Raw genomic sequence first — 18,212 nt, 5'->3', positions numbered from 1 at the left:
CTTCCACACAGGAAAAATATACAGTTTTCTCCATACCAGAAAAGACTTCTAGAGGGAGTAAAATCCATACATGAAAGAATACAATGGAAAGCCTCTGGTTGAGGGTTTGCTTGAAGAAATCAAGCATGTGTATAGGTCCGACAATCGTCCCTGGGTGATTGGATATAGCGGTGGTAAAGACTCCACCGTCGTTGTCCATCTGGTCTATCAGATGCTGAAAAACCTTCGGCCCGAGGAGCGCCATAAAACTGTATACATCGTATCTTCCGATACTCTTGTGGAAAATCCCCTGATCAAGATCTATCTGGATGATATGCTTCATCTTTTGGATAAGTCTGCCAAACGGGATAGCTTGCCGATCAGCGTAAATAAAGTCACACCCAAACCAGATACTTCGTTCTGGGCCAATGTCATTGGTAGAGGTTTTCCCACTCCGCGTCTGAACGGCACCTTCCGTTGGTGTACAGACCGCCTGAAGATTGCCCCCAGCGGACAGTTTGTAGAAAACATCATTAAGGAACAACATACCGAGATTGTTTTTATCCTTGGTGTGCGCAAGGCCGAAAGCGCGGCACGAAAGCGCCGCATTGAAGGTCGAGAACTGGCTGATCGCCTTTTGAATCGCCATGAGACCATCAAGGAAGCCTATGTATATCCCCCGATTGTTTCCTTGTCCACCGATGATGTCTGGGACATCTTGATGTCCAACAACCGGAAAAATGCCTGGGGTGGCGATAACTCCCAACTGATTGAATTGTATTCTGGTGCTGACAGCGGTGAATGCCCCTTCGCGGGATACTCCTCCAAGGAAGATCAGCAACAGTCCTGCGGTCAATCCCGCTTTGGCTGTTGGATCTGCACTGTCGTTCAGGAAGATAAGTCTTTGAATGGCTTCATCCGTTCCGGGCACCGTGAATTGATTCCCCTGGCCGAATTCAGAAAATGGCTTATGAGCATTCGCGATGTACCGGAGTATCGCGAAAAGAAGCGCCGCGACGGTAGTGTCTATCGCACCTCCCAAAACCAGCTCGGCTTTGGTCCGTTTACCTGGGAAGCGCGCCAAATGATTTTGCGTCGCCTTCTGCAAACGCAAAAGCAGATGAACTATGAGCTCATTACCATCGATGAACTCCGCGCCATAGACCGTATTTGGGACGAGGAACAGGATCTGAGCTGTCGTGTGCTGGTAGACCTCTACTATGATGAGATGGGAGAGCGCTTGCCTTGGGACCAGTTAAAGCGCCCCGTCTTTGATGAGGAAACCTGCAAAAAGCTGGAAAAGTATGCCTCTGAATTCTCGGTTCCCATGGACCTTATGAAGAGCATGATTTTCAGAACAAACAAAACCAAATTTTTCTCGAACACTCGCATTCTTCGTGAGTCTCTCCGGAAAGCCGTTACGCAGCAATGGCTCCAGGAAGCTGAATTGGTGAATGCGCAGGAAGGAACCCGGAATGAAGATCAACAGAGTGACACTCTATAATTTCAGCTCGTATGTGGGGGAAAACACAATCGCGTTGGATACCCATGGTGAGCAAAATATTATTCTGATCGGCGGAAACAACGGTGCTGGTAAGACCTCCTTTTTCACTGCCATCAAATTGGCTTTATATGGTCCCCAATGCTTCCGCTTTCAGGATAAAAACAACCGCTATACCGCACGAATCAAAGAGCTGATCAACCATGATGCGTTCTTGTCCAACAATGTCAAGTCCTATGTCGAAGTAGAAATCGACCTTCCTACGGATCGCGTCCATACACTGTATACCATTCGTCGTGAATGGTCTTTTATCGAAAAACGCCTTCACGAAACCTATTCCGTGTATAAAGACCAGCAGCTCCTTGCCAACAAGAACCTGGATTTCTTTCAGAACTATTTGTTCTCTGTCATTCCTCCCAACCTGTTTGACTTTTTCTTCTTCGACGGCGAAGAAATCGGGGACTTTTTTGCAACAGGCAATTACAGCAACTATATTAAGAATGCAGTCCTGACATTAAGTGGTTACGATACCTTCAATATAATACAGAAATTCTGCGATTCTTATATCGGAGATGAGGAAGGAAACGAAGATTACGACCAGGTTGCCAAACTGGTGGAACATGAAGAAGCCAACCTTTCTGCTTATACGACCAGAAACAGCGCCTTGGAGTCCCAAAAGCAGCAGCTGACGGCCCAATTGGTTTCTGCCCAGGAGGAAAAAGAATCTCTTGATCACCAATTTTCTCGTTCTGGTGGTCTGACCGCCCAAGAGCAAGAACGGCTGGAAACACAGCGTGCAACACAGGAACGTGTGAAAGGCGATAAGGCAAAACGGATTCGGGAATTTGTAGAATCCATGATGCCCCTTTACATCACCAAAGATCTAGCCGCTGTCGCCTATAAGCAACTCAAAGATGAACGGGCCGTTCGCCAGTATCACACCATTTGTGATCTGCTGGATGCGCAAACCATTCAGGATGTCTTGGAACAGCAGCCCAATTGCGACACAGCGCAAGTTCCTGCATTGGCGCAGGCGATTTCCAACGGAATTGCGAAGAAAGCTTTGCCCTCCTTTCCGCTGGAAAGCTTCACCTCTATCCACGATCTGTCGCAGGAACAGGAAAGCCAGGTTATCAGCGATATTGTAAGAACACAGCATTTTGCTGAAGTAGACGCGCCTCAATTGATTAAAGCCATCGCGGAGAAGAAAAAGGCTTCTCAAAAATACGATGAGATTAGCAAAAAGATTCGCGAGGCTTTGCCTTCTGTTGATGCTGCGGCCTACTTTGAAAGAGTTCGCTTTCTCACGGAGCGCATTGCAGCCTACGAGGATAGTCTGGAAAGCGTGGAAAACCAAATTGCGGAACTGGAAGCCACCATCACCGACCAGAAAGCTTTGGTGGAACGCTTGCGCAAAGCGCTGTTCGCCAAGGCGAAGGATCGTACGGCGCATGAATTTACCGCCCGCATCAGCCAAGTCATGCAGCGTATGATTTCCGATGTGACGCAGGAGAAATTCCACCAGATTGAGTCTCTTGCACTTGAGATGTTTAACAAGATCATCCGCAAGGAAAACTTTGTGCAGCTTATTGAGTTGGATGACAATTTCAATGTCAACCTTTATAAGAAGCAGACCTATACAACGCATGAATTGCTGCTGCTCGCCAACAACATTGGGCTGGATGCATTGGAAAAGCGATTGGGAAGTGCGGGACTCAAAGAGGCTGCCCACCTTTTAACAAACGATTCTATCGACGAACTGCGCCGGTATTTTTCAGGGAAAATCGTCACCGATCAAATTTCCTTCCAGGACGATATAGAGCTTCCCCTGTACAATCGCGTGGAGCTCAATCAGCTATCCAAAGGCGAAAAGCAGGTTTTTATTCTTTCCCTGTATTGGGCAATCATCAAGACCTCCAACCAGGCGGTTCCCTTCATCATCGATACTCCTTTTGCCCGTATCGATACGGAACATCGCGAACAAATTTCCGCCTTGTTTTTCCCCAACATCAGCGGTCAGGTTATCATCCTTTCTACCGACGAAGAAGTGGTGGGTTCGTATCGTGCCATCATCCAACCGCATATTGCGCACGAGTATCTGCTTGAGTACAACGTAGAACAGGGTTGCACCTCCGTACAACCAGGTTATTTCAAGGAGGCAAAGGCATGATTTTCAAGCTAAAGACTTCCAAAAAAACGCAGGAAATTTTTGAAGAGATTGGGAAAAGCACTGCCTTAAAGCCGTATACGCTGGTCAAGCACGCGATTGCCTGGTCTTTAAAAGAGCAAGGAAAAATCACTTCGTTCGACAGCGATACAGATGGCCTTGAACTCAATCGACAAACGATTACCGGCGAATATGACGATTACTTCAAAGTCCTGATTGAACAGGCAGAAGGACGCCATTTAAGCAATGAGGAATACTTTCCCAAGTATATGAAAGCGCACATAGATCGCGGAGCCATCCTTTTGGAATCCCGCTATAAACACGCCGGTGATCTGGACAAATATGTGCTGGAAACATTTGGGATTGGTGATACCGTATGATTTATTTAGACAATAGTGCCACGTCCCCCATCGCGCAGGAAGTGTTTGAGGCGATGCGCCCTTACTTGCAAGAGGAATACGGGAACCCTTCCAGCAAGTATTATCCCCTTGCCGCCCATGCTGCCGATGCTGTGGAAAATAGCCGGAGCTGGGTTGCCAAGTTAATTCACGCCAAACCGGAAGAAATCATTTTTACCTGCGGGTCCACCGAGAGCACCAATATGATTATAAAAGGTGTGGCGGACTACAAAAAATACTACGAAAAAAAGGGCAACCATATTATCACATCGAAGGTTGAGCATCATGCCACATTAAATACTTGCCGCTTTTTGAACGGCGATATTTACTCCAATCAGGATGCCACCTTTTCGCTGTTTGGCAAAGTTCCCAAAGTGGACCGCGGCTATGAGGTCACCTTCCTGGATGTAAACGAGTATGGCCAGGTGACGCCCGATTCCTTTGAAAAAGCCATACGCCCCACAACCACCCTAGCATCCTTTATCTGGGCAAATAACGAAATCGGCTCTCTCAACGATATGGACGCATTAGCGGCTGTTGCACATAAGCATCAGGTGTTACTCCACGCTGATGCCACCCAAATAGCTGGAAAACTGCCCATCGATGTTGAACAAACCAGAGTGGATTTTCTTTCTCTCTCCGCTCACAAGTTCCACGGGCCCAAGGGCGTGGGTGCTGCCTATATTCGGGGAGATGATTATGGCCTTCCTCCGATGAGTGCTTTCATGCATGGGGGCGAACAGGAACACGGCCTGCGTGCCGGCACATTGGCTGTTCACAACATTGTTGGCTTCGGGAAAGCCGCCGAGCTGGCCATTGCGAACGAGCAACAGCAGACAGCCTATATTCAGAAACTGGAGCAGGCCGCCAAGAAGATCATTGCATTCAACGAGCATCTGGAACTTTTAGGTGATCCGGAACATCACCTGCCAGGTGTCATCAGTTTGGTGGTTAATCAGGACGACTTTGACAACGAGCGCTTTGTGAAGCGTGTTAGCGCAAAGTTCGCAATCTCTACTGGTTCTGCCTGCACGGCGGGTATGCCTTCCCATGTATTGCAGGCTATCGGTAAGGGGGACGCTGTGTCCAGAGTTTTGCGCATTTCGCTGTCCGCAGAAAACACCATCGATCAGGTGGAGGCGTTCCTGAAAGAACTTTCCTAATATATTTTTCCGAAAGGGGGATGATGGCATGAGCCTGCGCACAGTGTCATTCCAAGACACTTACTGGAGCGGGGAAAACGATCTGATCAAAGAATTCTATGTTCCCTGCATGGAGGAGAGCATTGAATACTGCCGCGCTGTCGGATATTTCAACTCTTCCATCTTGTGCTACATCACCAACGGTTTGTATCCCTTTATTCAAAACGGCGGACGGATGCGCATTGTATGCAGTGTGAATCTGAGCCCGGAAGATGAGCGCCAGATCGCCCTCGGCTATGATATCCGTCAGCTGTTGGAGGATAAAATCGACCCTGTCACTCAGAATCTTATCGATCTTAATATTGCCAACATCAAGAATCTCTGTTGGCTCATCAAAAACAACCGCTTGGACATTAAAGTGTGCCTTCGGAAAGACCCCAATGATCCCGGCACCTATCACTTGTTCCACGAAAAATTCGGTATTTTCAAAGACGCAGACGGAAACGCAATCTCTTTCTTAGGGTCTGTAAATGAAACGCTTGGCGGATGGATTAATAACGAGGAGTCCTTTGAGGTTTCGCAAAATTGGATTCCGGTATTGCAGTCCAGGGTAGAGCAGAAAATCCAGCGCTTTGAAAGATTGTGGGACGGGACAGCCGGAAATATTGTAACATTCGATTTCCCCAAGGCCTCTCGCCTGAAGTTGATTCAAAATGCACCGGAACATCCTGTCGATTACGTTTATCGCGTATCCGCCGGGATTCATCCCAACTTCAAGCCGCGTTCCTGCCAAGAGGATGCCAAAAACGCTTTTCTGCAGAAAGACTTTTCCTGCCTTTTCATGATGGCAACCGGTTCTGGCAAAACCAAGGCGGCAATGTACGCAATCAGCCAGATCGACACCTGGAAACTTCTTCTTATCTGTGTTCCCAGCCTAGAACTCGTAGAACAATGGGAAGCGGATGTCCACCTGTTTTATCCTGATATCACCATTATCAAGTGTGGGTCCCCTTATCGTGGCCACAAAGAGTTGCTGAAATCCCTCACCCAGGCGCGTTTCCCAGAACAAGTGGTGGTCATTTCCACCTATGACTCTGCCCAGGGTGATTTCTACATGGCAAAGTGGCGACAGGCAAAGCCGGAACAATTTGCTATGATCTGCGATGAAGTTCACAATATGGGTGCTCCAAAATCTCAGTGCCTCATGGAACTGAATCCAGCTTACCGCATTGGCCTTAGTGCAACGCCTCGCCGGAACTTTGATGAAATTGGATCTGAAAAGATTCTGAATTTCTATCACCAGAACACCTTCGAATTCTCGATCAAGGATGCCCAGCGTGAACACTACCTGGTGGAATACCAATATAGGGTTCTTCCCTGTGCAATGCCGGAAGAGGACTGGGAGTCGTATAAAGCGTTCTCAAAGGAAATCGTACAGCTTCAGCACGCACTGGAACAGGAAGATGATGAGAAAGATCGCCTGCGGTTACAGCAGCGTATCGAAGGCCGCTACCGTGATCGTGCCAAACTGCTCAAGAAGAACGATCAAAAAGTTCAAACGCTGCAGACGATCTTTGACGAGATTCCCCCTTCCGCCCGGGTTCTGATTTATGGCGATGATCTGAACCATTTGGACGAACTGGGAAAAGAACTGGACCGGATGGGCAAATACTATTTCAAATACACCGGAGAACTGGACGCGCAAAAAGAACGCCCCACAATTCTGAAGGAATTCCGACAGGGAATCCGTAAAATTCTGTTGGCTGTTGGCTGTCTCGATGAAGGCATCGATATCCCTGCTTGCGATGTTGCAGTTTTTATCAGTTCGTCAACCTCAGAACGTCAGTTTATTCAACGCAGAGGCCGTGTCCTTCGTATTGCGCCGGGCAAGACAACTGCCTGGATTTATGACTATCTGGTCTATCCGGTTCTTCCGGCTAGTACCAGCGATGAGGAACGTCGCATGGCTCTGTCTATGATTGACGCGCAATATCGGCGAATCAACTTAATGGTAGACGATGCCATCAATGGCATCCAAGAGCGTCAGAAACTCGATCAGTTTTTATCTCAGCGGAAGTTGAATCCGTATGATTTTTAAGGAGGTCGGCAAAACGATGGATCCATTGCTTGTCCAAGTCGCAGAAGAATACCATATTGATGCCTCTATCGTAGAGAATATTCTCCAGGTGGAGAAGGACCATGTATACCAGAAAAGCCGTCATACTCGCGGCCCCATTAAACAGATCATCGCTAATATGAGCGGAGAGGAGGATTCGGACCAATGATTTTCAATTCTCTCCGCATAAACAACTACCGCGCTTATTATGGGGAATGCAACTTCGATTTTCCCATTGATGGTGAACGAAACATCAGCATCCTTTACGCCGACAATGACGTGGGAAAATCCTGCTTCTTTTCCGCAATTTTGTTCTGCCTGTACGGTCCCAAAGACAGCGACGATCTTAAAGATCTGATCAATGTAAATGCCCAATCGGAGAAGTGCTATCATGCTGAAGTTTCTCTGTTTGTAGAGAATGGATCTGACAAGATTGAAATTTCTCGCTTCATTGACCTGCGCGGGAAACTGGAGGCCACCCCAAGCAGCAAAGACTTCAAATGCACGTTGGAACTAATCAAGAACAATGTTCCGGTGAGCAGCGAAGAGGATGAGAAAGCGGATTTCATCAATTCTCTTGTACATCAGGATGCCTCACAGTATTTCTTCTTTGACGGCGAAAAAATCAACGATTATAGTACGGCCAGCGGAAGCCAGTATAAAGACGCCATTGCCCGTGTCCTTGGTATTAAGGAAGTTTATAACGCCGTAGAAGATCTCGGCCTGCTGAAAAAGGAATTTGAAAAAAGCCGGGATACTTGGATTCAAAATCAAAACAAGTATCAAGATATTCTGCAGCAGAAAATAGAAGCGGACCAGAAAGTTGCTGAGCAGGAAGCCTTGTTGCGCCAATATGAACAGGAGATTAACGCCGCCAACGAGCAGATACAAAAGGACGAAGATAAGCTGAAGGATTTCAAGGAGATTTCCGAAAAGGTTACCCAAAAGCAGAAATTGTCTGAGCAAATCAAGCAGCTTACCGACGACTTGAAACGTATTCGTCAGGAACAGTCTGAATGCTTCCAAAAGAATGCCACCCTCATGTTGGCTGCTTCCATTTTTGCTAAAATGCAGCAGGATACATCTACTGAACCTACGGAATACCATATCACCGAACCGGTGAAAGAGTATCTGGTTCGCCTTATGGAACAGCCTGTTTGTGTATGCGGTGAGCCAATGACGGATTCCCACAAAGAAAAGATCCAGGCATTCATTCGGGAGCACTTAGTCACAGACGATGCCATTCTTGTTGAAAAGGAGCGCCACGCTCTTTTCAATGCTTGTGCCCAATATCAACCCCACGGATTCCAGACACGTGCCGCTTACATTTCTCTGAGTGAGGAAGTTTGGAAAAAAGAGAAGGAACGCTCCTCAAAAAAGGAAGAGTTTGAGCATTTGCGTAAAGATATCGGTTCTTTTAGTGAGGAAGCTGGCGAACGTATCATCCAGAACATTGCCAGTACCGAGGCGAAAAAGAAGGAAACCGAAAATCGTCGCACACGGACAGAAGTTCTATTGTCGCAAGACCGAGAAAAACTTGCCCGGCTAGAAGAGAAGCTTGCCGAGCTTAGCCAGTTGGATAAAGAGGGTGCTCTGTGCCAGAAGAAATTGGAAAACACGATTGCGTTGGAAAAGATCTTCAGTGAGTATCGCAATCGTCTTCTGGAAGAAAAACGTGCTTCTGTGGAGAAATATGCCACCGAAGTTTTCTTGCAAATCACGAACGCACCCCAAAAGTATAAAGGCATCAAAATTTCCAAAGACTACAGCCTTTTGCTTGAACTTACGAATGGTGAAACCTATCAGATCGAGCCTGGCCGCACGCTGAATCCTTCGACTGGTCAGTCTAAGGTGATCAGCCTTTCTTATATTGCGGGATTGAATCGCTCCTCCAATTTTGCCGCACCGGTTATCATTGATAACCCCCTTGGCCTGTTTTCGGATGAGCATCGTGCTGCAATTACTCGTTTCTTGCCGCATATGGGCAAGCAGGTAATTTTTATGGTCTCCACCGGTGATCTGACTGAGAAGTATCAAAACGAGCTGAAGCCGTATGTTAAGACCGTTTATAAGTTGGAAAACCACAGTGATCAGACCTGGCCCAAGACGGTGATTGCAAGCAAGGAGGTATATTGAAAATGGCAGCACAAGAGTTCTTTTCAATGAATCCCTCTACTCACATTCGCACAACCACTGAAAATCGTCGCTTTTATGATCTCTTGGTAGATGAGAAGCACATTTTTTCCACAAAATATCAATTGTACACGTTTGCAATCATGGTTGCACTACAAGCTGGTGCTAAACCCGATCCTGCGACGAAAAACTTGGATATCTGCTTGGTTGGAAATGTGGACAAAGATAATTTTGCAGTTGCCAAAGGATTGGTTGCTCACCTTTGCCCGGAAATCAATAATGGCAGCGATCTGATAAAGCGCATGAATGAATATGCTGACGCCGGTATTGCGATTCTGCGCACCGACTACGAAAACAATGACGAGGACTTTGATCCAAGCGAATACCTCTAATAAATCAAAATACTAAATAGAGAATCGCCGCAAAGACTTTTCTTTGCGGCGATTCTCTCTATCATTTAACAACAAAAATTTTGCAACCAAAATCGACCAGATAGTTTTCCCATTCGGTGGCTTCATCCGGCTGCCACGCATCATACTTTGCTAAATCTCCATTGATCTTATAGCAGGACTTAGCATATGTTTCTTTCTTTTCTGCAAACGGTTTGTTACCCACTCTATTGCCATTATCATCTCTCGAAAGGATTGTAAGATTCTTCAATTTGTTTAAACTTTCTTTCGGGAGAGTGTTTCCATCTTGCGCATGTTGAGAGTCAATGTGCTCAATCGTCACATTATCATAGTTGATTATATGTTCCTTATTTGCACATGGATTCCCATGCTCTCCTTCTTTATGCCACCTGTAATAATCGCACAAAGTACTGAAGAAATACCGTAAAGATTTATTTCCTCCTGATGGTTGATATGCAAGATTTTTAAGTCCCACTTTAAACTTTTCATCATTTGCCTTTTCTTCAAGCAATTTTTGAAGCGCTTTTGATAAACTCGACAGTGAATAGTTGTCGGGGTCACGCCGAATTTCTTTGGCTTCTTTGTTATACAGTTCACTCAATACTTGATGTGGATTGTTACAAATCGTTTTATACCTAAACATAAACTTTTCAAGCATATGAACTAGGTCGGCGTATTTTTTCTGTTTTAACTTTGTGGCTGCCAGTAAAAGAGGCAATGTGATGTCATACGATAGGAATGTCACCAAAACCTGAAGTCGATTCCTATCCCATCCCGTAACGGGTTGCTCTTCAGGATACGGCCATTCTCCCGCGGTAATCTTTCTATAAATTCGAATTTCAGCGAGAATATTCTGTACTTCTATCAGTAAATCGTTGGCTTCCTGTTTTGTTTTAGGCAGATTTCCATTAAACGGCCCTGGAAAAAATACCTTTAAAAAGTCATCATACAGCGATGCTCTCCCAGCGCGCTTACCATAGCAAGAAGCATAATACGTTCGCAGAAAGTTTTCGACCTTTGAGGGATCCTCTTCCAATATCTCATCCCAACATTTTTGCGCTTGTTCTTGCTCTTCAGGGAATTTCTCTAGAGCTTCCAATGTTTTCGATTTTAAAAGGTCTCCTTCGTTTAAACCTGCACCTCGATCATTTAAAACTTGGAAAAGTTTGTAGGCTGAATCCCTGGAATCACAGTCCATAAATATTACAGTACAGTTGGCTTGCAGCGCGTGCTCAATCTTAGCGAGCACATCTATTTTTTCAGTATCCTCAGTGCATTGATTCAGTTTGTCTCTTACAAACTTTTCTAGCAGCTGATTTGCCTTCTTAATTTTTTCATGAGAATCTCTTTCAGGTTCTATTGGCCTACCGTTGAGGATGCCTTCAAAGAAATCCTTATCCGCAAGCGACAATACAAGCTTATGTACAATTATGGGCTTACGATTGATTTCGTCGTTGTAATTAATATACTTTTCATTCAGCTTATCTATGCGAGACTTTACAATTTTCTTATCATCTTCTGACAGTGTATCAACATTTAATAACTCTTCGTACTTTCTGATTAGGTTAATAATGAGCAGAATTGAAGTGGTAAGACGCTGTTGGCCGTCGATCAGCTCTTTCTGTTGGCGGGTGGACCCATCAACCTTTTTTGAAACACAAACAATTCCACCAAAAAAGTGGTCCTTCTCAGAATCCGCTAGAATTCCATCAAGGTCCTTTATAAAATCGTTGACTTGTTCAGGTTCCCACGCATAATATCTTTGATATTTGGGGACTTCAAAAAGGAAATTTTGTTCAAACATACGGCCTATTGCAATATATGTAGGTGTAATTGTCATAATTATCTCCTTAAGGTTATATCATTTTTCATGTCGATATTTTTTGAAATTATATCATATATTGCACAAAAAAACAAACTGTCTATTTATAATAATGTACTTTATGTCTAACTGTTTCGTTTTTTATCCTCTCTAATAATCTTATCGAGTTTTTCTACAAATACCTCGTCCTGCTCCTTCGTGCGTTTGGCTGGCTCCTTCGTGCGTTTGGCTGGCCCTTTCGGGTGCTTGCCGGCACGGAGGAGCTTTTTGTTTTCATGCCGACGGGCCAGCAGACCGTCAATGTTCTGGGCCGTGTACTCCAGCCCGTTTTGGTTGAGCACTCTGGCCCGCCGGGCCAGGCACATACTGGCAAGCCCATAGTCCTGGGTGATGACAATATCTCCCGGCTGCACACGGTTGACCAGGGCAAAGTCCACGCTGTCAGCGCCCTTGTCAAAGACCAGCGTCTCAGCACCCTCCCGCTCGATGCGATGGGCCGTGTCACAGAGGATTTTCACTGGCACGCCATGAGCCTGGCCGACTCGCACTGTCAGGTCCACCACCGGGCAGCCGTCTGCGTCAATCAAAATCGTTGGCATCCTGGTGTCCTTTCCGCCGCCGCTTACCGGCGGCTTTTTGTTTGTATTGTAGCAGTTTTACGCCCTTCTTTTCCATGATTTTCGAAAAAAGGAGCAGTGAATCTTAATAAGATTCACTTTTTCTTAAAACAGCCATGTATGAATCTTATTAAGATTCATAAGGGAGCACCTCTTTTCGGAAAAAGTGAATCATAGCATGATTCACTTTTTCTGAGTAAGCAAGAAATGTCGGCAGAGAGTGAATCATAGCATGATTCACTCTCCCAGCCGGTTTTACCACCGACTGGGACGAAAGAGGGGCCCAAAAGCCCCCCCACCTGCTGGCAGATGGTTTTGCTAGCATAGCGTTTGGATATCCAAACGCAAATTTGGGGGCTCACCCCAAACCCCGTTGTGCTGCCGCAGCCCAGCAGCCTCCGCTTGAAAAAACAAGAAACAGTCAACAAAGAAAATTTCATATTTGCCGTGTATAGTAAAAAGTACTCCAGTACCTTGAAAATTGAATATTCAGCACAATCGGTACGTTCCACGGAAAGTGAGCGAGAGATGTTGGCGCCAGGATGGCCGATACGGCCGGAGCGAATCCACAACAATCCAAGGGAAATCCCATCAGCCACCGGGATTTCTCCGCCAGGACCTTTCGAGTGGTGACAATGATACGCAGGTTTCCCCACACGTCAGATGGGGCTGCACGTTTCAGGTTGAAATCCTTAGACCTCCAACGACTGCAGGTGAACGGGCGGTGGCGCCCTGCCGATTGTGTTCCTCCAGTCCGGGGGCGAGCGGCAAACAGGACTGATGCTTTTCTTTTATTAATATAGAACTTGCCTGTGCAAGTGGTTTTTATAAAAGCGCATATTGGCGCGTATTTTTTGACTTTTGAAAAGATTCAAGGGGAAAGTGTACCCTTTTTTCAATCTATCACACATACAAAGCACCCGGTGCCTTTGACAGAAATGTCGAGGGCACCGGGTGCTTTTTTTATTTTTCAAGAAAGGAAATGTCCTATGTTAGATGAACTCAACACCTATACGCTTCAGGAACTCTACAAACAGCCTATCGAACCCATCCCTTGGGTGGTGGAAGATCTGCTGGCACCAGGGTTGTATTTCCTGGGTGGTTCGCCAAAAGTGGGAAAAAGCTGGCTGGCACTGCAGCTTTGCCTGGCTGTATGCCGTGGAGAGCCCTTTCTGGGGTTCGAGACCAAGCGGAACGAAGTTCTTTACATCTCTTTGGAGGACGGTCCTCGGCGGCTGCATATCCGCTCATTGCGGCTGACCGAGGAGGCTCCCGCCGGTCTGTATCTTTGCACCCATGCGCATTTGATTGGTCACGGACTGGAGCAGCAACTGGATCAGATGCTGGCTGAACACCCGGCCGTCAAGCTGGTCGTCATTGACACGCTGCAAAAAATCCGGGAGGCAACCAGTGCCACCCCCTCCTACAGCATCGACTACCGGGATGCCTCGGCTTTGAAAGCGGTGGCAGACCGGAACGATATCTGTATGGTGGTTGTACACCATCTGCGCAAACAGAAGGATGAGGATCCTTTCAAGCAGATGTCGGGAACGAACGGGCTGAACGGTGCCGCCGACGGATCCATCGTTCTCGACCGCCAAAAACGCCGGGAAGGGACGGCTACGATGTCAGCCACCGGACGGGATATCGAAGATATGGAACTGACGCTGGACTTTTCCGACTGCCGCTGGAGCCGAGGCTGCTCACCGGAGCAGCTGCAGATGCTTCAGCTCCTGTCCGCCCTGCAGCGTTTGTTGGCCGACAAGCCGTTTTCCGGTACTGCCACCGAATTGACAGCCCAGCTGGGCGACGAGGGAAACTTATGGGGGCCGGCTCAGCTGTCCCGGTACCTGCAGAGCCATGAAGAGGAACTGGCAAGGTATGGTATTTTGGTGAGTACCCGGCGTACCAGCAAGCAGCGCCTTCTGCAGCTTTGCTGCCGTCCGCATGACGAGAATGACGGTTGTGACGCTTCTGACACAGGATTTGAAATACCGGATGTTTCGTCACAACCGTCATCACCGTCACTGACGTCACAGGCATCTTAAGGAAGGAGGAACAAACATGGCCTATATTCAACAACGCGGAGAAAGAAAGTATAAAATTACAGTTTGTAATGGCTACACCACAACGGGGAAAAAACGGATGCAGGCGCGCACCATGGATGTCCCCAAGGAGATTCCCAAGCGCAGTATCAGGCAGTATGTCTATGCGGAGGCTGAGCGCCTGGAAAAACGATTCCGCACCGGCATCGACGAAAGTGAAAACACCAAGTTCGAGGCCTACGCAGAGCATTGGCTGGACAGGGCAGCCAAGCGATACAAAGGCAGTACGCTGGCCGGTTACCGAAAAATGCTGGAGGTGGCATACCCTTTCATTGGCGGTTTGCCGCTCTGCAAGATCCGGCCCATGGTCCTGGAGGAATTTGCAGAAGAACTGCGCAAGCGGCCCGGGCGGGGCGGCAAGCCTCTGAGCGAAAACACCGTACATAAATATCTGGATGCCGTTTCCGCTGTGCTGCAGGACGCAGCGAAAAATGACATCCTGCTCTATAATCCTGCCCATCGGGTTGAAAAAGTACGGGTGGAAAAGCCTCAGCAGCGCATTCCCCAACAATGGGAGATGCGAAAGCTCCTGCAGTGCCTTCTGCAGGAGCCGCTGCTCTATCGTGTATTCTATCTGATGGCCCTCTCCACCGGTCTGCGCCGCGGTGAGCTGTGTGCCCTTCGGTGGTGTGATCTGCACGGCGGGAATCAGGTAAAGATCCAGCATTCCCGCAGCACTGTGGTAGGGCAGGGCGTGCTGGAAAGTGACACCAAGAACCACCGTACCCGCATCGTGGTCATGCCGCAGATCGTCTTCGACGATCTGGGAGAGCTGTTCACTGAGCAGGCCCTGGAAAACAACGGAGCCGACTGGAACGGGCTGATTTTCCAGCGAAATGGCAAGCCGGTACACCCCAATACTTTCAGTCACCATCTGCGGCGGCTGTATGACCAGAACGGTTTTCCCGAGGAATACCACCTGCATACCATGCGGCATTTCTTCGCCACCTATCTGCTGGAACACGGAACCAGCAAGCAGGTGGCAGCCGACCTGCTGGGACACGCAGATACCGCCTTTCTGGAACGAACCTACTGCCATCCGCAGGATATCTGCAAAGAGGAGGCTGCCGGGTTGTTTGATTCTCTGCTGGCACCGGCAGAGGAAGAATACTACGACACTTTGCAGGACTAACATTCCCCGGGCAATGTGCCCGGGTTTTTTGTTTGTCCGGCACACCCACAGTGAGGATTTTGAATAAAGGCGAAATTATCAACGTCTGGTACTTTCTCAAAACAAACTCATACTTGACTAGGACACTACTATGTGATACGATGTAGTAAAGAAAACTTACCCTGGGGAAGTCAAAAGTTGCTATTCTCTGTAACCCAATATAAGAAAGGAGGTACCATGGGAAGCCAGACGCAATTTATGAAAGGCGTGTTGGAATTATGTGTCCTGAAAATCATCTCCGAAGAACCAACCTACGGATATGCGATCCTGACAGAGCTGCAAAAATCCTCCTATTCTGACCTGACTGAAAGCACTCTCTATCCGCTACTGTTTCGCCTGGAGCAGCACAAGGATGTGACCATCGAACGGCGAGCCTCGCCCAATGGTCCGAGCCGAAAGTATTATACGATCACAGAACATGGACGTGAAACACTCTCAGAATATTGGGAAAACTGGCAACAGGTTTGTGACCTTGTTTCCTCCGTTTTTCAGAAAGGAGCGCCCTATGAATAGCTACCTTACACTCCGCAAAGCCAACAAAATGCGTCTTGCCATGGTCTCGGAAACAAGCCAAAAGCAAATACGGGACATGGTACACTATCTGCAGGTGGTGAGCTGGGATATTTCTGGCGCAGAGGCAATCAAGAGCGACCTCATTGACATGGCAATTCAGGCAAATAAAGAGGGAAAAGAACTCTTTACTGTTCCGGAGGAAGCAGCTTCCTTCGCGGCGGAAATGAAGAAGCAGTGCGCCACGCCAAACTTCCGGAATCTTTTCTTCCTCCTCATCTGGTTTTTCCTGTACAATGCGGTCGGGTATCTGCTGTTGTATTTTGTGGATCAGCAATTGCTGGCACCAATGGATACCAACTACCTCTTCAGTCTGGTAATTGGTACACTGTCCACCTATGTCCTATGGAAATATGTGATACGGCAAATCGCATTTCCCATGAGAAAGCACCTACTTGTATTTATCGCGCTGCTGGTTGCGTATTCTGTGATTATGTATCTGCTGGTCGGGATTTTGCACAGCTTCGTGCCACCAATTGTTGCTGTCAACATGAACTTCTTGGGATGGAGTATATTCTACTGGGTGCTTTTCATCCTTCTATATTGTTTGCGGCTGTACCACTACGGACATAACCCTGCTGTTGTAAACAGACTGTGATACCGGATAGCATCTCTCTGCCACCTCTCTGCTGGAACGGGGCGTCAGCAGAGAAAGAATACTGTGCCACCTTGGATGAACAAACGCCAATGCTTTTGTTTGTCCGGCACACCCACAGTGAGGATTTTCCCTTTTGGGAGAATCCTCACTATTAGTTATGTTTGCAAACTTTTGGTGTTTTGCCCGGTTTGCACAAGTATCGTGGCCGTTCTTCGTTGGGTTTGGTGATAGCTTTGTATCGCAGAGGTTGGTATCCTTTGTGTCAATACACACAAAGGAGTGGTCAAAATGGCAAGCATCCGAAAACGAGGACAAAACAGTTATCTCATTGTAGTATCCCGCGGATACGATTACGAAGGGAACCGGCTGAAAGCCGCACAGAAAACGGTACACCCACCGAAAGAGCTCACGCCCGGCCAGTGCAAAAAATGGCTGAACGAACAGGCTGTTCTGTTCGAGCGGGAAGTACGGCATGACCCACAACCCGTGAACCATGCCATGACACTGGCAGCGTATACCGAACATTGGCTGCGGGATATCGCCCCAGGCAAGCTGGCAGCCAGTACCTATTCCCGTGACCAACAGGATATCCGGCGCATCCTGCCAGCACTGGGACATTACAAACTGACCGATCTGCGCAAGGAAACCATCCGTGCCTTCTACGAAGCCATGCGCTCAGAGCCTAAACTGACGGATGGACAGCCGCTATCGGAACGGTCCGTAGAGGGACTGCACAACACACTGTGCAGCATCTTGTCTGGTGCCGTGGATGAAGGCTACCTGACCCATAACCCAGCCTGGCGGGTGTACAAACCCAAAGGCGTGCGCAAAGAGCTCCCGGTGGCCGACGAGGAAACGGTGCAAAAGCTGATCGCCGCTCTGGAAACACAAAGCATGAAATATGAAGTGTACTTCAAACTGGTACTGGCCACAGGGATGCGCCGCGGCGAAGCCTGCGGATTACGCTGGTCTGACATTGACTGGAGGCACCGGACCATCCATGTGCAGCGGACGGTGGTCAAACTCAGCGGACAAAAGATCTTTACCAAGGAGCCGAAAACCACAAGCGGCAACCGGAGGGTGTACATCAGTAAAGAGATGTGCAAGCTGTTGAAAGCGTGGAAGCAGGAATGTGCATGGCAAATGGAACAGGCAGAAGGGCAGACCCTGACGGAGGAAGATTACCTCTTCCGGCAGCCGAGCGGCGATCCAATGGTACCCACGACCTTTACCTTCCGTTTCAAGAAAATCCTCAAGGAAAATGGGTTGCCTCAAAACTTATCTGTCCACAGCCTGCGCCATACCAACGCCAGCCTGCTCATTGCCCAGGGCGTGGATGTCCGCACCGTCGCAGGACTGCTTGGTCACTCCCAGCCCAGTACCACACTGGATATCTATGCCCACGCCTTTGATAAAACCAAGCGAGAGGCACAGGAAAAGCTGGGAAAGGTGATGGGGCTATAAACGAATCTGCAACAGCCAT

At 47.9% G+C, this 18,212-nt stretch carries 16 protein-coding genes; 13 read left to right on the top strand and 3 right to left on the bottom strand.

The window, feature by feature from the left end; all coding sequences use genetic code 11:
• Nucleotides 1-70: 70 nt before the first annotated feature.
• The 8 genes from dndC to INF35_RS07795 are packed head-to-tail and all read left to right on the top strand — an operon-like array spanning nucleotide 71 to nucleotide 9,828.
• Nucleotides 71-1,483, top strand: a complete 1,413-nt coding sequence (gene dndC / locus INF35_RS07830) for a DNA phosphorothioation system sulfurtransferase DndC (protein WP_193501240.1) — start codon at nucleotides 71-73, stop codon at nucleotides 1,481-1,483.
• Nucleotides 1,455-3,650 (top strand): AAA family ATPase, encoded by a 2,196-nt coding sequence (locus tag INF35_RS07825; protein ID WP_193501238.1) that lies wholly within the window; start codon nucleotides 1,455-1,457, stop codon nucleotides 3,648-3,650. The genes dndC and INF35_RS07825 overlap by 29 nt, the downstream gene beginning before the upstream one ends.
• Nucleotides 3,647-4,027, top strand: a complete 381-nt coding sequence (locus INF35_RS07820) for a DndE family protein (RefSeq protein ID WP_193501236.1) — start codon at nucleotides 3,647-3,649, stop codon at nucleotides 4,025-4,027. The genes INF35_RS07825 and INF35_RS07820 overlap by 4 nt, the downstream gene beginning before the upstream one ends.
• Entirely contained in the window at nucleotides 4,024-5,208 is a 1,185-nt protein-coding gene (locus INF35_RS07815; protein ID WP_193501234.1) for a cysteine desulfurase family protein, read from the top strand. The genes INF35_RS07820 and INF35_RS07815 overlap by 4 nt, the downstream gene beginning before the upstream one ends.
• A 28-nt stretch (nucleotides 5,209-5,236) precedes the next feature.
• Nucleotides 5,237-7,285, top strand: a complete 2,049-nt coding sequence (locus INF35_RS07810) for a DEAD/DEAH box helicase family protein (RefSeq protein ID WP_193501232.1) — start codon at nucleotides 5,237-5,239, stop codon at nucleotides 7,283-7,285.
• 16 nt (nucleotides 7,286-7,301) lie between these two features.
• Nucleotides 7,302-7,472, top strand: coding sequence for a hypothetical protein (locus INF35_RS07805; protein WP_193501230.1), 171 nt, complete (start codon nucleotides 7,302-7,304; stop codon nucleotides 7,470-7,472).
• A complete protein-coding gene (locus INF35_RS07800; protein ID WP_193501228.1) occupies nucleotides 7,469-9,439 on the top strand; it encodes an AAA family ATPase in 1,971 nt (656 codons plus the stop codon). Before INF35_RS07805 ends, INF35_RS07800 begins: the two co-directional genes overlap by 4 nt.
• A gap of 2 nt (nucleotides 9,440-9,441) precedes the next feature.
• Complete coding sequence (locus INF35_RS07795; RefSeq protein ID WP_193501226.1) at nucleotides 9,442-9,828, top strand: hypothetical protein; 387 nt, start codon at nucleotides 9,442-9,444, stop codon at nucleotides 9,826-9,828.
• Between the two features lie 61 nt (nucleotides 9,829-9,889).
• On the opposite strand, the gene INF35_RS07790 is transcribed toward INF35_RS07795, so the two are convergent.
• The 3 genes from INF35_RS07790 to INF35_RS07780 all read right to left on the bottom strand — a co-directional run bounded on the left by INF35_RS07790 (nucleotide 9,890) and on the right by INF35_RS07780 (nucleotide 12,884).
• Nucleotides 9,890-11,686 (bottom strand): DUF262 domain-containing protein, encoded by a 1,797-nt coding sequence (locus tag INF35_RS07790; protein WP_193501224.1) that lies wholly within the window; start codon nucleotides 11,684-11,686, stop codon nucleotides 9,890-9,892.
• Between the two features lie 107 nt (nucleotides 11,687-11,793).
• Complete coding sequence (locus INF35_RS07785) at nucleotides 11,794-12,267, bottom strand: YaiI/YqxD family protein (protein ID WP_193501222.1); 474 nt, start codon at nucleotides 12,265-12,267, stop codon at nucleotides 11,794-11,796.
• A 155-nt stretch (nucleotides 12,268-12,422) separates the two neighbouring features.
• Nucleotides 12,423-12,884, bottom strand: coding sequence for a hypothetical protein (locus tag INF35_RS07780; RefSeq protein ID WP_193501220.1), 462 nt, complete (start codon nucleotides 12,882-12,884; stop codon nucleotides 12,423-12,425).
• Nucleotides 12,885-13,274: 390 nt separating this feature from the next.
• Between INF35_RS07780 and INF35_RS07775 the strand changes: the two genes are divergently transcribed.
• The 5 genes from INF35_RS07775 (at nucleotide 13,275) to INF35_RS07755 (ending at nucleotide 18,193) form a co-directional block, all read left to right on the top strand.
• Nucleotides 13,275-14,333 (top strand): AAA family ATPase, encoded by a 1,059-nt coding sequence (locus INF35_RS07775; protein ID WP_193501217.1) that lies wholly within the window; start codon nucleotides 13,275-13,277, stop codon nucleotides 14,331-14,333.
• Between the two features lie 97 nt (nucleotides 14,334-14,430).
• Nucleotides 14,431-15,522: a tyrosine-type recombinase/integrase gene (locus INF35_RS07770; RefSeq protein WP_193501215.1), complete on the top strand. Its 1,092-nt coding sequence runs from the start codon at nucleotides 14,431-14,433 to the stop codon at nucleotides 15,520-15,522.
• A gap of 216 nt (nucleotides 15,523-15,738) precedes the next feature.
• Nucleotides 15,739-16,074: a PadR family transcriptional regulator gene (locus INF35_RS07765; RefSeq protein ID WP_193501213.1), complete on the top strand. Its 336-nt coding sequence runs from the start codon at nucleotides 15,739-15,741 to the stop codon at nucleotides 16,072-16,074.
• Entirely contained in the window at nucleotides 16,067-16,729 is a 663-nt protein-coding gene (locus tag INF35_RS07760; protein ID WP_193501211.1) for a hypothetical protein, read from the top strand. The genes INF35_RS07765 and INF35_RS07760 overlap by 8 nt, the downstream gene beginning before the upstream one ends.
• A gap of 288 nt (nucleotides 16,730-17,017) precedes the next feature.
• Nucleotides 17,018-18,193, top strand: coding sequence for a tyrosine-type recombinase/integrase (locus tag INF35_RS07755; protein ID WP_193501209.1), 1,176 nt, complete (start codon nucleotides 17,018-17,020; stop codon nucleotides 18,191-18,193).
• The last annotated feature ends 19 nt before the right edge of the window (nucleotides 18,194-18,212 follow it).

Source organism: Gemmiger gallinarum (assembly GCF_014982805.1).
Taxonomy (GTDB): domain Bacteria; phylum Bacillota; class Clostridia; order Oscillospirales; family Ruminococcaceae; genus Gemmiger; species Gemmiger gallinarum.
Note: the sequence above shows the minus strand (reverse complement) of the source record. Positions and strands in the feature narration are given on the sequence as shown.

Coding starts and splice junctions, on each gene's coding strand:
- dndC (WP_193501240.1), top strand. CDS start 71: ATGAAAGAATACAATGGAAAGCCTCTGGTTGAGGGTTTGCTTGAAGAA.
- INF35_RS07825 (WP_193501238.1), top strand. CDS start 1,455: ATGAAGATCAACAGAGTGACACTCTATAATTTCAGCTCGTATGTGGGG.
- INF35_RS07820 (WP_193501236.1), top strand. CDS start 3,647: ATGATTTTCAAGCTAAAGACTTCCAAAAAAACGCAGGAAATTTTTGAA.
- INF35_RS07815 (WP_193501234.1), top strand. CDS start 4,024: ATGATTTATTTAGACAATAGTGCCACGTCCCCCATCGCGCAGGAAGTG.
- INF35_RS07810 (WP_193501232.1), top strand. CDS start 5,237: ATGAGCCTGCGCACAGTGTCATTCCAAGACACTTACTGGAGCGGGGAA.
- INF35_RS07805 (WP_193501230.1), top strand. CDS start 7,302: ATGGATCCATTGCTTGTCCAAGTCGCAGAAGAATACCATATTGATGCC.
- INF35_RS07800 (WP_193501228.1), top strand. CDS start 7,469: ATGATTTTCAATTCTCTCCGCATAAACAACTACCGCGCTTATTATGGG.
- INF35_RS07795 (WP_193501226.1), top strand. CDS start 9,442: ATGGCAGCACAAGAGTTCTTTTCAATGAATCCCTCTACTCACATTCGC.
- INF35_RS07790 (WP_193501224.1), bottom strand. CDS start 11,686: ATGACAATTACACCTACATATATTGCAATAGGCCGTATGTTTGAACAA.
- INF35_RS07785 (WP_193501222.1), bottom strand. CDS start 12,267: ATGCCAACGATTTTGATTGACGCAGACGGCTGCCCGGTGGTGGACCTG.
- INF35_RS07775 (WP_193501217.1), top strand. CDS start 13,275: ATGTTAGATGAACTCAACACCTATACGCTTCAGGAACTCTACAAACAG.
- INF35_RS07770 (WP_193501215.1), top strand. CDS start 14,431: ATGCAGGCGCGCACCATGGATGTCCCCAAGGAGATTCCCAAGCGCAGT.
- INF35_RS07765 (WP_193501213.1), top strand. CDS start 15,739: ATGGGAAGCCAGACGCAATTTATGAAAGGCGTGTTGGAATTATGTGTC.
- INF35_RS07760 (WP_193501211.1), top strand. CDS start 16,067: ATGAATAGCTACCTTACACTCCGCAAAGCCAACAAAATGCGTCTTGCC.
- INF35_RS07755 (WP_193501209.1), top strand. CDS start 17,018: ATGGCAAGCATCCGAAAACGAGGACAAAACAGTTATCTCATTGTAGTA.